Below are 13,032 nucleotides of genomic sequence, written 5' to 3'. Positions count from 1 at the left end.
TTAAACTCTTTTATATTTAATAGAGTTTAATTATATTAATTTAATTTCTTTATAAAATTAAAAGTAGCAGGTGCATTCTTTTTTAAGAGCGTATTTGTTTCATTGTTCAAGTAAAACATAGCAAAAGTTTCAGCGAAATATTCTTCTGGGTAATTTAGAAAATAATCCTGGTTTGGAAATAATTTAGGACACTCTATCTTCCAATCAGACAGAAATTGCTGATTGTAACGAATTCCATTATAAACATATTTATCAATGGAATGAGCAAGCTCATGCAGCTCTAAATTTACTGAACCATGTCCTTTTCCTTTTTCGCTGTAACCGATCTTGACCAATACTGTTTTTGAACCGCCAATTCCCGGAACATTATCCCATGTCGTTTTACTTTTATATCCCCTAGGAATAATCCCTGTTAAATAGTGTGCTGACGGGTTATCTGTTAGTTTTCCGGTAAATAGCTTGATTTTTATATCATTGCTATCAATCTTTTCAAGCAAAGAATGAGGCAAATGATCAATTCGATTAATAATTCCTGCAGCTTGCACCTCATCAAATGGTTCTGCGGGAAGGATGATAATATCGTCTATTGGGTTTGCTGATTGAAGAACAAGAGAATGTCGAAGAAGGGATTTTTGCGGGTAATCCTTTAATTGTATACCACCCATTGCTGCTTGAGAACTGTTGATTAATGCAAGGAAACCAATCATAATAACGGCCATGGCTACTATTCTTTTCATCGCAGACTCTCCTTTTGCAGCTCAAAGATGCAAGATCGTGAATAATTAAATTATACCATATGGAAAAATAGCTTTATATTATTGTAAGCTAGCAAAAATATGGAAACAAACTATAATAAAATAATAGCCCTGGCAATATTACCAGGGCCCCTAGTGTTATTCATTTTACGTATAAGAACGGACAACATCTGCTAAACCAGGTGAAGAAGTTCCAGTGCCAACAGCTGCAAATTTCCAATCTGCACCATGACGATAAATTTCACCAACCACTAGACAAGTTTTGCCGCTGTAGTCATCTGATAAATTGTAGTGAATCATTTCCTGGTTGTTAGCCGAATTAACGATTCGAATAAATGCATTTTGGATCATGCCGAAATGTTGCTTTCGTTTTACACAGTCATAAATATTAACAACGAACACTAGCTTATGAACTTGCGCAGGAACACGGCTTAGGTCGATTAAAATTTGTTCATCATCGCCATCTCCATCTCCTGTTAAGTTATCTCCAGTGTGTTGAATGCTGCCATCCTTGCTCTTTAAATTCCCAAAGTAGATGACGTCACTATTACTGCGGATTTTGTCATTTTCAGCTAACATAATGACAGAAGCATCACAGTCAATATTAGCACCACCGCCTCCGCCAAATAAAGCGCCTAATATTCCACCGCCACCACGGTTTTGTACAGGATCCCAGCCTAATCCAACTAAAATCCTTGATAATCCCGGGTTTCCTTTTGTTAAGTCAACACGCTGTCCTTTTTGTAAATTAATTGCCAAGACTTTCACCTCATCTATTATTGTAATTAGAATATATTTTCTATGCTCTAGCTTAATATAAGCAAAGAATTCGATACTTGTAAATTAACTGCCTTGCTGCTTCAATTTTTTAAAGTTATCCTGAAGCTGCTCTAATCTTCTAGTTCCCTCTTCTCTCATACGTCTGTTTTCCTCTTCGATTGCCTTTGTTTCTTGCATTCCTTTAATAATAATATTCCATGATTCTTCGATCGTCTCAATTTTAATGCTTGGTCCGCCAGCAAGTCTCGCAATATCTGCGCTTTGTGAAGAAATGTTTTGTGCGTTGCGCAGCAGCATTTCATTTGTTCTTCTATCCAGCTCATTCATGGAATCAGCAACAAGCTTTTGACGTTTTGCCGCAACTGCCTGGATTAAGCCATTTTTAAAAATAGGAATCGTTGTGACAAAGGCAGAATTTATTTTTCCAATGAGTTTTGTATTACCTCTTTGCAGGAGACGGATTTGTGGTGCTGTTTGCAGTGACACCATTTTCGCCATTTCCAAATCGTAAACTCTTTGTTCTAATAAATCGATTGCATTCCTTAATGTATCTAGCTGCATGGAAGCCATTTGATCTCCTGCAGCACTGCGGGCTTCAAGCTGAGGAAGCTGATTTGTTTTAAGCTCATCAATCTTCATCTGTCCTGCAACAGCATATTTCTCGAGTGTTAAATAATATTGATAGTTTTGCTCATACATTCCATCAAGCATCGTAGTGGAATCAACCATTTCGCTTTGGTACTTAGAAATCTCTACGTATACTTTGTCTATTTCCTGCCCCATCGTCTGGTATTTTCCAAACAGTTTATCGATGAGCTTTTCTCCCTTTTTAAAGAGCTTTCCGAACAAGCCGCCAGACGTTTTTTCAAAGTCCTTCTTATCGAACTTATCCATAATACGACCAAGCTGCTTTAATAATTCCCCAGAATCTTCTATTTTTGTAGTTCTCATATTGCTTAAGATTTGATCAGAAAAACGTGATATTTGTGTAGCCGGCTCCTTACCGAATTCAAGAATTTGGATTTGATCTCTTTCATCGATAGAACGAGCTAAATTTTGTACCTCTGGGTCGTTCCTAAGAGCTAATTTGAGTTCAGATGCAGTTGCTTCTGTAAGCTTATCCTCTTGAGGTTTCGTTAAGGTAATATCTAGATTTGTCTGCTGCATTTGGTTCATCGTCTTTAATCTCCTCTTAAATTTTTAAATATTCCTTTTACCTTTTTTAATATTGATGGTTCCTTAAATTCCTGCTCAAAAACAACATCTTCAAGCCAATGTACATCATATAAGCCTTCTTCAATAAAGTTTTCTAAATCATTATGTCCGGGTGGATTATATAATACAATATCAACACCGAACTGATTTAAAAGCAATAATAGAGCTGCGTCTGACCTCGTCATTGTACCATTGAGCTCATTATTATAAAGAATAAGCTTCGGTATGTCCTGCGAATAGTCAAACTTTTGAAGCAGCTGCAGAACACTAGCTGGAATCTGCATACCTTGAGTAAATAGATAAGTTTTTAATTCCTCGATGTTTTCATGATGGATTGGCTTAATAAAAGGTCGTGCACATATATTGCGAATAGCGGTAGCAATTCCATTTTGCAATCCCGTTGGCAGATGCTGATATTTCCAATAGTGAGCCGTTACCATTTTCTTCGGATCAAGCAGCCCATCTTTATCAAGAGCATTTCGGTAATGAAACCGGAAGTCATTGTTTACATTATTCGTGAATGGAAATCTTCTAATTAATAGACTGTGATCATACTCAGAAATAGATTGTAAGCGATCCCAATATTCCTTCCGATTTTTGCTTACACCGTGAATCTTTGCAAAAACAGCCGGGATTTTCACCTCTCCATTTTTCACTTCAAAATTAGGGCGAACCAATGCCTTTTCTTTTATAAGAATGAAAAGCTCGTCGTATGTTGTTTTCAATGTTACCGATAATGGTGTGTAATCTCGTAACTGCCATGGCTTATAAAGGCCTGATCCTTCATGATTTAAGAGTGATTCTATTTCTCTGGATGCACGGTAGGCTACTGTTGCAGAGCGCCTGCTCTTTTCAGTTGGAAATGGCTCAGGTGATTTTTGTTCTGGATATTGATAAACAAATGGTCCATTTAGATCTGCATTTAAATCTTTTAGCCAATCACTCCCGGAAGGAGAAAAAGAAATAACGTCACAGCCCAATTCCAGTAAATAATAAAGGAAATATTTGTGGCTTTTATTGGCTTCCCCATACCATAAGAATTTTGGCATCGTTTCTTCTGGATCAATCGCTCCCCAAGTTGGAGCGACATGATTAAATGTCCATTTTATAACATCTACAAGAACCCTTCTTAAGTCTTGACTGTTTAAGCCATCAGGCTCAAGTTTCGTAAAAAGCTGCAGCACTGAAATCATCGCTTCCCTCGCCTTTCGGTGTAAAGAAGGAATTGGTGATTTCAACAATAGCTGCTCACCATCAAGAAAAGCCACAAAACGGTTAATGGATAATTTTTGTTCATGATTAATGTTTAGCACTTTCTGTATTGACTGAAATTGATGATTGTCAATCGATTTATCAAGTGCATCTTCACTAATAAGAACTAAACCAGCTTGCTCAGCATGGATTAAATCATAAAGACGGTTAAAGTACTCATCTTCATCAAGCGAAACACCTAGAAAACGGGCTGCTACTTGCCCTAAATGAAGGGTTCCTTGATCTATCGTAAATTGCGGCCTGTCTCTAACTGTTTTCTTCAATGTACTCAACCAGTTATCGATGGAAACCGGTACAAAAAATGATTTTATTTGATTATAAGATTGATTCATATTAATTTCCCTTCCCTCTGCTAGCGAAAGATGGTAATCATGTTCACAATGTATATATTTTTCTATAAACAGGAAAAAATAAATTTATGTAAAGTTATTACCATCATACCATACATAAAGAAGTTTTCTAAAACGATTCCATCGATAATATAAAAAATCTTCAATTCATTTTCTGCGTTTTTTAAACTTTCACCTTTCATCTAGTCCTTGCATAAATTTAAGTACGCCAAATAATAGAAGGTGAATAATAATGAGGTTTCTTTTCAGAAGGGCAAAATACCATTTACAAGAATCTGATTTAGAAGCTGTTGAAGAAGTTCTAGGTTCGGATTATTTTATCTTTATTGACCTGTTCTTTTGGTCATTATTTATATCCATTTTAACGATGTCTTTGCATTTCTCATTCCTGTGGGGTTCTTTTATATTTCTAGGCAGTTACAGTTTCGGTGCTGGTCTTTATTTTATTTTAAGAAAATGGCTGGGAGATCAGCCAGATTAGATATGCATAAATAAACATTTCTTTGCTATTTCAAGTAATATTTCTTCCCCAGCCATTACACCCCTATTTTTTGTATACGTATACGAAAAACCCTCTGTGTTCTCATTGGCTAATTCCCCATGAGATGGAACGATTGAAAAATCACATTCTTTTAGGAAATCATGATCTAGTATAGAATCTCCCGCACCGTAAACAGATGATATATTCTCTCGTTGCTTAATAAACTTTACAGCTTCTCCTTTACAGATTGGGTTTGGCATAAAATAAAGCTTTCTCCCTTGAATAGATATTCTCCAGCCAGACTCAATCGCTATGTTCTTTACAAAATGAATCGTGTCTTCACTTAGCATTTCTTCAAGAATATAATAGAAAAATAGATTTTCTGCGTTTTTGATAACGCCATTAATATTTACACCACTTATTTTCTCTGTTAATTCTTCAATGTCCATACACTCTCGGTGTAACCGATCATGAACTAAATGTGTCCACTCATCAAGTGGACGCCCTTTATAAATAATATTTGCTCCATTTGAAGTAACTGCATAAGTTAAGGGAATAGATTGTGATATGAGTGATACACGATTGAATTGAGCAAACGTTCTTGTTGTCACAGGAACAAACAGCATGTTTTCTGCAAGTTGCCGTAGAGTTTCTGCTGCCTTTCTAGTCATGTGAGCAACTTCCCGCCCATCTTTAAACTCAGCACTCATCAGGTTATCTTTTCCCGTTTCATTAAAATCTGCTAGAGCACGATCTGAATAAATAAGTGTCCGGTCCAAGTCTGACGCAAACATTTCCATTAAATCTTTCCTACCTTTTTGATTAATCCGCAGCAAGTATAGCTCATATCCGGATAATGAACTACTTCAACATTTCTTTCTTTTGCCAGCAATAATATATGTCTAACATACGGACTTTCTATGTCCTTCATTAGAATTTTCCATGGGATTCTTCTTAATAACACCCTTGTCGTTTCCCCGACACCGGGCTTAATATAATTTGTATGCTCAATATTGAATTCTTCTTTCATTTTTAGTACATCTTGCATACCTTGAAACGTAACTTTGTCGTGGTCAAGAAGCAGATTTTGTGCTTTTTTCGCTGCTTCATCAAAAATATAAGCAAACTCATCCGTAATAACATTTAAATAATCATTAGAAACATCGAAATCTGTTAATTCTTTATAATATTTAGCTCCGTGAAAATCATCCGGTCCTATTAGGTCTTTATTTAGTACGGTACGGCTAACCAAGCCGGATACAGTTGAATTTAAGCATGCACTGGGTATCAAAAAATCTTCTCTTGTGCCATAAAGAGTTGTACAGTGACCAGGATCTGCAACAACTGCAAGTGTATCGTCAAGCAGTACACCGTACTTCTCGAAAAAATCATTACAGGCTTTTGTTAGTTCTATGGAGATAGCTCCTTTTCCAGTCCAGCCATCAATAAATTGGATTTGTTTATCGGGATGTTTCTTTAAAATATATTTAATCGCGTTTTCATCTAATCCGCGGTCACGGATAATCGAAATGCTATAGTGTGGCAATTCAATATGATACCTTTCCTTAATATAACGCTTGATTAGTATGCCAATTGGTGTACCTGCACGCGCTAATGAAACGAGAACTGTATTTTCACCTTTTAATTTGTAAATTTGTTCGGCTACAATCCCCGTACATAACGCTACTTTTTGCTTATACTCCAATAGCGTTTCTCGGAATAATTCCATATAAGGAGCTGGCGGCTGGTATTCAATCGGCAGAGTTTCACTGTAATGCTGTCCTTGCTGGATTTGCATTTCCCGATGATCAACTGAACCTTCTAATAAATATCCGCTTAAATTCTTTAATAGAAAAATAACATCTTTTTCATCATATGACCCAAATTTTACTGCATTGTCTATTTGCTTATTCATCACGTGCACCTCCATTAAAGAAAACGACATTTATTTTTTTAATACTTGTCTTTTTTAACTCATGAAGGAATGGCTGCAATTCTTCATCAGACACTGCTCTTTCAAAAAAGATAAACAGATCATCATATTCTTCGGGCGGAATATTATAAACAAACTGATTGATTTGCCAATCTTCCGGGTTAGGGAACGATAGGCCATATGCAGCTCCATAGGAGACACGATTTTCAACGTAAATAGGACTCCTTGTTGTTGACTGATACTTTACTCCCTCACCCATAATGGAGGCGATCTTCATTGGCATGTACATAAACTCGCCAGTTCCTAGACACAATGTATTTTCACCTATTCTATGTTCCTTTAAATAATTGCCTATATCCTTCATCGTTTCATTCCAAGTCTTATTTGTTGATGAATTCAAACCAAATCTGCCCGTTTCTTTTACATAAGAAACTGTCTTGATTTTACCTTTTAATGAGATAGACGAATATTGAAGCGCAGTCATTTTACCTGGAAAAATCGCGTCAAGCATGATTACATTCACTGATTGGATGCTTGAAGTGTCTGATGAAGCTTCATCTAGTCCTGTCTCTATTTCTGGAGAGCCCACAGCTTTCATCTTCCCTTTAAGCAAACTGACTGATCTTATCGTAATGTTAAGTTCTTTTTCTAATAATTTATACCCATGCAGGTCTTCATCTGAGCGCCAATCAAGAATCGATACGACTGTATACCGTTCCCTTGGATACCTTTGTTGTATGGACCGAATAATATTAATAGCCGTTTTTCCAGTTGTCATTTCGTCGTCAACAAGGATAATTTCTCGTGTATTCTTTAATAGTTTTTCATCTACATAGCAGCGGTGAGAGGTGGCATGGGAATGCTCCTCCTCAAATGTAATAACTGGCTCCATGCCGACAAGCTGTTCCCTCGTTGTATGAAAAAAATCTGCCCTTTGGAAAAATTGAAAAAATGCATGTCCAAGAGCTGTCGCAGTCTCTGCAAATCCGATAATAACCGGATTTTCTTGTTCTCTAATAAAGGGAAAATCCGGAAAATCATTTGATCCGTTATTAAAGGAAGACAAAAGCTTATCCTTTATATCAGTATTATCACCAAGAACAGTTTCAGAATATCGATTTGCCAGCATTGCACCTATTAATATCCCTTTTTTCGGTTCTATCGGAATATGCTTTCCTAAAACCTTGCTGACAAATAGAAAGGACCTCTTTTTATTAATTCTAGCAGCCATCATAAATAGCTCGTCTATTGATATATCATAAGGATTTTCTGTAATTTCAGCTTCAACGCTTAACCGGTTGAGGATTGGAAGCGTAAACTTCGTTGGTGAGTAAGTCAATGTATGTGAATTCTTCATTTAGCACCCCATAAACTTCAGATTTTAATAGAATTTTTTGCGCCCAATAATAATGAGGCTTAATTTCATTCATTTTATTGGAGAATTTACTTTTCATCACGCCAATTTTTCCATCTGCCTTATCAATAATGCTTCTTGCATCCAAATATTCTTCATATGTGATCGTGTTTAATGCCTGCACAGGCATTATATGGGTTGGATGGATAATTGTTTTTCCTGTTAAACCATTTGTAATATCCATCAGAATTTCCCTGATGAGCCCATCCATTTGTTTATCAATTAATTCTGATCTGAAATGGATGCCATCTTGGCCAAACCGCTCGCGAAATGGCGTCTGTCTTAACTGCGGCTTTAGCATTCTTTCCTTAGAGGAAAAATACTCCCAAACCGGCCCTGAAATAACATAGGGATGATCAGAGCGCAAGAAAATATTGATGATATCTGAAATACAATCACGAATAACCGCAATATCGTAAACTGTTGTGTCTGAATTTCTTCGTATCCCATATAATCCGCAAAAATCAGTTGCGCCAATACGAATGTTTAAAATCATCTCTTCATATTGGTCAACAAGGTTCTTTATCGCAATTAATTCATCAATTCTTGTTTCTTTCTCAATGACTTTCTTCGTTTCTAAGATTGGCAGGGCAAATAAGCGATATCCTTGGTCATTTAATTCTTTAATTTTCTCTAGAATCGGTTTTCCTTTTTTAGGAGAAAACTTTGGGATAACAATGCCAGTTAACAGATTAAGCTCAATTCCTATTTGCTCAGTTAAGCGTAAAAGCTGGTCATAGTCCCGAATTCGAATAAACATTAATGGAAGATCATCTTCAACTAAAAGCCCTTTGTCCATATCCTCTATTAAATTGCTTAATTCCTGAACAAGCATAGATTCCGCTTTATCTACTTCATCATCACCGATTGCATCCTCTAGGCAAATGACCATTGAAGTCAATCCGGAATGTTTTTTTGATAGTAAATCCTGGTGAATATTCGGCCGAGTTGCCGGCATATAAAGCGTAGCACCAAGTGCATAAGATAAGATGTCTTTTCGTGAATGCTTCGAAAATACTTGTGGTTCTTTATAGAAAATTTCATTATAGTTAGCGTCGCTAAGGTTGGAAAATAATCTCATCCCATTACTCCATTCCCAATTAAATTACAATTACAAAAAAGGTAAAATGAAAGGGAGCGGACAATCGTCAGTTCCCTTTGTAATTTCTTTATAGTAATCTATTATTCTCCAACAGCCTTCTTTTTATTCATAAAATGAATAATGAAAGTTACTGCAAATGTAACTAGTAAAATAATAAAGAAGTAAATATGATCAATTTCAATATTAGCTACACCTAATAGCATTTTTGTAGAAATGATCAAAATTAATACATATGCCGCTGTTTCAAGCTCTGGTACGCGGTCAATAAGCTTTAGAAATAGTCCAGCTATTCCACGCATCATTAATACGCCGAGCATACCGCCTAATAATAATATCCAAATCTCTTGGCTTACCCCGAATGCCGCTAATACACTATCAACAGAGAAGGCAATATCCATTAACTCTACCGCTACAACCGTACCCCAAAATGTACCAAAGAGTCTAATTAATAATCCTTTCTGGTTCATTCCTTGAATATCTTCTTCGTCTGCATCTGCTTCTTTCTTTTTATCGATAAAGTACTTGATTGATAACCAAGCTAAATAGCCGGCACCTAATATTTTTACCCACCAAAGTTTTATTAAGAAAACACCAATTCCGATTGCAATAAAACGGAATACATAAGCACCAAGTAAACCGTAGAATAATGCTTTACGTCGCTGCTTCTCTGGCAGATGTTTTACCATAACAGCAAGCACCAGGGCATTATCAGCTGACAACAGTCCTTCTAAAATTATTAGTGTTCCAATTAATCCCCAGCTTACTGGATCTGATAAAACCTCAACCCACATTTCCCAATTGAAAAATTGAGAATAGGTATGTAGTATACCTTCTAATAGTGTCATTCTCGAGTGTTCCTCCTGAATAAATCTAGTTTTTTATTGTAATTAATTTATCTTACAAAAGGATATGCGGTATATTCCTTTTTGGAAAAGGAATATACGGGCATATCCTTTTTCAAATACATTTGTCACTGCCAATTATCCAACCTGCAAACCGAAATCTCTAGCAAGTGCTGCAAGGCCGCCTTGATAGCCGCTTCCAATTGCACTAAACTTCCATTCGCCATTATGTCTGTATAGTTCACCTACAACAATTGCTGTTTCAATTGAGAAGTCCTCACCTAAATCATAGCGAATCAGCTCTTCTCCTGTGTCTTCATTTAAAATTCGAACATAAGAATTAGAAACCTGTCCAAAGTTTTGATTGCGGGCTTCACCATCATGAATAGTAATAGTAAAGGCAATACGCTGAACATTGGCAGGAACATTCGTTAAATGAATTTTCACCTGCTCATCATCGCCATCACCTGCGCCTGTACGGTTATCACCTGTATGTACAACAGAGCCATTTCCACCAGTCGTATTATTATAGAAAATGAAATCACTATCAGATTGCACTTTTCCGTTGTCACCTAGGAGGAACACAGAAGAATCTAAGTCAAAATCATTTCCACCATCATATTTATTTACATCCCATCCTAATCCAACAACTACTTTTGCAAGTCCTGGATTTGTTTTAGTTAAATCTACTTTTTGTCCTTTTGATAAACTGACTGCCATATTTCTACCTCCGATTAATAGGGTACATATTATTTACGTTGGTTTTTAAAAAAAGTTTCATTGGTTTTCAATTTATTTAACTCATCCATTTAGGTGGAGTGTTTTTATCCCAATAAATACTTCCTAGGTTATGATGTGCCTGAAATTGATCATGGTGAGTATGGTAATGGAAATTAAACCAGTAGCCTTGCTGAGGCGGCTGATCCCTGCGAACATGAAAACGGATAATATCTTCATTCGTCTTTTCATTTCTAATATTAAATATTTTCTCAGAGTGTCCTTTTCCAGGATTTTCACTGACAGATAAAAAGGCTAGTTCTTCATCAGGATATTGATTAGCAACTTTTTGTATCGCCTTTTCAATATTCGGGAAGATTACCTCAGAAAACTCATTTTCAATCACTGGTTTAATTCTTGACCCAAACTTCGTATAGCTTTGAGCTTCTGCTTCACTAAGCATTTGCTTAATAATGCCCTCTCTGCTAATATACCCAATATTTTCGGGAATCAGTGAGCGATTTATTCCATTTTTATCTTCAGCCAATGCATCATTTTTCGGCGTTTTTTCTGCATTAGAATGATCATATAGGAAAGCTTGCGATGGTGTTACCATACCAAAAGTCAAGATGGTCACCATAACAACGAACGATTTACGAAGCCATTTAGGCATAGCTATTCACCCTCCCATCTACTTAATAGTTACTTTTTCTAGTACCCCTGAATTCTTTATGTTGTGAATTGCTTTCTTAAGCATTTCTTCTGTCTGCACTAAAGCTATTCTTACATAGCCTTCACCCCATGAACCGAACGCATTTCCCGGGGTAACGACGACATTGGCACGATTAATTAACTCAATTGCAAATTCTTTAGAAGTAAATGCAAAAGGGACCTCTGCCCAAAGAAACATGGAAGCCTTTGGACTACTAACGTTCCAGCCAATTTCACGTAATCCATCTACTAGTATATCTCTTCTCTTCTTATACATTTCTCGAAGCTCAGATAAGAAATCTGATTCATCAGTTAATACGTTAGCGGCAGCGGCTTGGATCGGAAAGAATACACCATAATCAATATTTGATTTGAAATTTGCTAGCATAGAAATTATTTCATGATTACCTGCTGCATAAGCAATTCGACAGCCTGCCATATTAAAGCTTTTAGATAATGAATTCATCTCGATGCCAACTTCCTTTGCTCCTTGTACTGAAAGAAAGCTGATTGGTTTTTCATCGTAATAAAGTTCAGAATAGGCGAAATCATGGAGAATAACAATTTCATATTTCTTTGCATACTCAATAGCAGCCTCGAAAAAATCCTTATTTCCCATAGCAGGAACTGGATTACCTGGAAAATTCAAAATCATTAATTTTGCTTTTTCACTAATTTCTTCCGGTATTTCAGTAAAATCAGGAAGAAATCCTTTTTCCTTTTTTAAAGGCATCGGATACATTTTAGCTCCTGCCATGCTTACTCCAGTTTCATATGCAGTATAGCCTGGATCTGGCACTAGTACATAATCACCCGGGTTACACAGAACCATCGGAAAGTGAACTAAACCATCCTGAGAACCCATTAAAAGAGAAACTTCAGTTTTAGGCTCCAGATTAACTCCAAAATTTCGATTATAATATACACTTACTGCCTCGTGAAATTCATCTGTCCCCTTCATGGAATATCCATATGATTGCGGTTTTTTTGCCAATTCAGAAATTGTTCCGGTCACAATGGCAGGGGGGGCTGTATCTGGACTGCCAACACTCAAGTCAACCATTTCTTCCCCTTTTGCCAGTTTTAATTTCTTATAGTAAGCTAATTCAGAAAAGATACTTTCCTGAAAAGATTTCATTCTATCTGCCATTGAAAATTTCATTTTGTTCCCTCTCTATCTACTGTATCTCGACTATGATTCTATTATACTTTCTTTTACGGTCAAAAGGAAAAATGGTTTCACTTTTTAGAAAAATAAATATAAAAGATAATGTTACCATTTCTTAGGTTAGATTGTAGCTTTTATGGGAATAGTATAGGGAAAAGTCCATATATTTTAAAGTAAAAACTCTGAAAGGGGATTTATCTGTGGATTGGACAATCGTTACTACCATTGTTACCTTCCTATTGCTCGCTTATTTCGTTTATTTAGCAGTCGCCGATTAGAAAAACGGGAATGG

At 36.3% G+C, this 13,032-nt stretch carries 13 protein-coding genes; 1 reads left to right on the top strand and 12 read right to left on the bottom strand.

The features are described 5' to 3' along the window. Nucleotides 1-35: 35 nt before the first annotated feature. The 4 genes from H0173_RS12300 to H0173_RS12285 form a co-directional block, all read right to left on the bottom strand. Nucleotides 36-737 carry an anthrax toxin lethal factor-related metalloendopeptidase gene (locus H0173_RS12300; RefSeq protein WP_221846811.1) on the bottom strand — a complete coding sequence of 234 codons (702 nt, stop codon included), beginning with the start codon at nucleotides 735-737 and terminating at the stop codon, nucleotides 36-38. Nucleotides 738-902: 165 nt separating this feature from the next. Next, nucleotides 903-1,514, bottom strand: a complete 612-nt coding sequence (locus H0173_RS12295; protein WP_221846810.1) for a TerD family protein — start codon at nucleotides 1,512-1,514, stop codon at nucleotides 903-905. 84 nt (nucleotides 1,515-1,598) lie between these two features. Beyond that, on the bottom strand, nucleotides 1,599-2,702 hold the full coding sequence (locus H0173_RS12290) for a toxic anion resistance protein (protein WP_221846870.1): 1,104 nt from the start codon (nucleotides 2,700-2,702) through the stop codon (nucleotides 1,599-1,601). Between the two features lie 14 nt (nucleotides 2,703-2,716). After that, nucleotides 2,717-4,354 carry a YceG family protein gene (locus H0173_RS12285; RefSeq protein WP_221846809.1) on the bottom strand — a complete coding sequence of 546 codons (1,638 nt, stop codon included), beginning with the start codon at nucleotides 4,352-4,354 and terminating at the stop codon, nucleotides 2,717-2,719. 250 nt (nucleotides 4,355-4,604) lie between these two features. On the opposite strand from H0173_RS12285, the gene H0173_RS12280 reads away from it, so the two are divergent. Further along, nucleotides 4,605-4,853, top strand: coding sequence for a hypothetical protein (locus H0173_RS12280; protein ID WP_221846808.1), 249 nt, complete (start codon nucleotides 4,605-4,607; stop codon nucleotides 4,851-4,853). Here the strand turns inward: H0173_RS12280 and H0173_RS12275 are convergent. From H0173_RS12275 to H0173_RS12240, 8 genes are all read right to left on the bottom strand, one after another. Beyond that, the gene (locus H0173_RS12275) at nucleotides 4,850-5,653 is read right to left on the bottom strand and encodes an HAD family hydrolase (protein WP_221846807.1); all 804 of its coding nucleotides are present in this window, start codon (nucleotides 5,651-5,653) and stop codon (nucleotides 4,850-4,852) included. The two genes, H0173_RS12280 and H0173_RS12275, sit on opposite strands and share 4 nt — an antisense overlap. Next, nucleotides 5,653-6,768: a cysteine protease StiP family protein gene (locus H0173_RS12270; protein WP_221846806.1), complete on the bottom strand. Its 1,116-nt coding sequence runs from the start codon at nucleotides 6,766-6,768 to the stop codon at nucleotides 5,653-5,655. Before H0173_RS12270 ends, H0173_RS12275 begins: the two co-directional genes overlap by 1 nt. Further along, entirely contained in the window at nucleotides 6,761-8,143 is a 1,383-nt protein-coding gene (locus tag H0173_RS12265) for a phosphoribosyltransferase family protein (RefSeq protein WP_221846805.1), read from the bottom strand. The genes H0173_RS12270 and H0173_RS12265 overlap by 8 nt, the downstream gene beginning before the upstream one ends. Then, nucleotides 8,070-9,281: an HpcH/HpaI aldolase/citrate lyase family protein gene (locus H0173_RS12260; RefSeq protein WP_221846804.1), complete on the bottom strand. Its 1,212-nt coding sequence runs from the start codon at nucleotides 9,279-9,281 to the stop codon at nucleotides 8,070-8,072. Before H0173_RS12260 ends, H0173_RS12265 begins: the two co-directional genes overlap by 74 nt. 101 nt (nucleotides 9,282-9,382) lie before the next feature. Beyond that, the gene (locus H0173_RS12255) at nucleotides 9,383-10,147 is read right to left on the bottom strand and encodes a TerC family protein (protein WP_221846803.1); all 765 of its coding nucleotides are present in this window, start codon (nucleotides 10,145-10,147) and stop codon (nucleotides 9,383-9,385) included. A gap of 135 nt (nucleotides 10,148-10,282) precedes the next feature. After that, nucleotides 10,283-10,864 (bottom strand): TerD family protein, encoded by a 582-nt coding sequence (locus H0173_RS12250; protein ID WP_221846802.1) that lies wholly within the window; start codon nucleotides 10,862-10,864, stop codon nucleotides 10,283-10,285. Between the two features lie 76 nt (nucleotides 10,865-10,940). Next, nucleotides 10,941-11,534, bottom strand: coding sequence for a YpjP family protein (locus H0173_RS12245; protein ID WP_221846801.1), 594 nt, complete (start codon nucleotides 11,532-11,534; stop codon nucleotides 10,941-10,943). 18 nt (nucleotides 11,535-11,552) lie between these two features. Next, nucleotides 11,553-12,734 carry an LL-diaminopimelate aminotransferase gene (locus H0173_RS12240; protein WP_221846800.1) on the bottom strand — a complete coding sequence of 394 codons (1,182 nt, stop codon included), beginning with the start codon at nucleotides 12,732-12,734 and terminating at the stop codon, nucleotides 11,553-11,555. Nucleotides 12,735-13,032: the final 298 nt, after the last annotated feature.

Origin of the sequence: Bacillus sp. S/N-304-OC-R1 (assembly GCF_019749375.1) — a bacterium.
In the GTDB taxonomy this organism is placed as follows: domain Bacteria; phylum Bacillota; class Bacilli; order Bacillales; family Cytobacillaceae; genus Cytobacillus.
This window is presented reverse-complemented; position numbering and strand designations above follow the sequence as displayed.

Bases quoted from the DNA above. Each gene is read 5' to 3' on its own strand.
- H0173_RS12275 (WP_221846807.1), bottom strand. From the start codon at position 5,653: ATGGAAATGTTTGCGTCAGACTTGGACCGGACACTTATTTATTCAGAT.
- H0173_RS12255 (WP_221846803.1), bottom strand. From the start codon at position 10,147: ATGACACTATTAGAAGGTATACTACATACCTATTCTCAATTTTTCAAT.
- H0173_RS12280 (WP_221846808.1), top strand. From the start codon at position 4,605: ATGAGGTTTCTTTTCAGAAGGGCAAAATACCATTTACAAGAATCTGAT.
- H0173_RS12265 (WP_221846805.1), bottom strand. From the start codon at position 8,143: ATGAAGAATTCACATACATTGACTTACTCACCAACGAAGTTTACGCTT.
- H0173_RS12240 (WP_221846800.1), bottom strand. From the start codon at position 12,734: ATGAAATTTTCAATGGCAGATAGAATGAAATCTTTTCAGGAAAGTATC.
- H0173_RS12300 (WP_221846811.1), bottom strand. From the start codon at position 737: ATGAAAAGAATAGTAGCCATGGCCGTTATTATGATTGGTTTCCTTGCA.
- H0173_RS12270 (WP_221846806.1), bottom strand. From the start codon at position 6,768: ATGAATAAGCAAATAGACAATGCAGTAAAATTTGGGTCATATGATGAA.
- H0173_RS12245 (WP_221846801.1), bottom strand. From the start codon at position 11,534: ATGCCTAAATGGCTTCGTAAATCGTTCGTTGTTATGGTGACCATCTTG.
- H0173_RS12290 (WP_221846870.1), bottom strand. From the start codon at position 2,702: ATGCAGCAGACAAATCTAGATATTACCTTAACGAAACCTCAAGAGGAT.
- H0173_RS12260 (WP_221846804.1), bottom strand. From the start codon at position 9,281: ATGAGATTATTTTCCAACCTTAGCGACGCTAACTATAATGAAATTTTC.
- H0173_RS12250 (WP_221846802.1), bottom strand. From the start codon at position 10,864: ATGGCAGTCAGTTTATCAAAAGGACAAAAAGTAGATTTAACTAAAACA.
- H0173_RS12285 (WP_221846809.1), bottom strand. From the start codon at position 4,354: ATGAATCAATCTTATAATCAAATAAAATCATTTTTTGTACCGGTTTCC.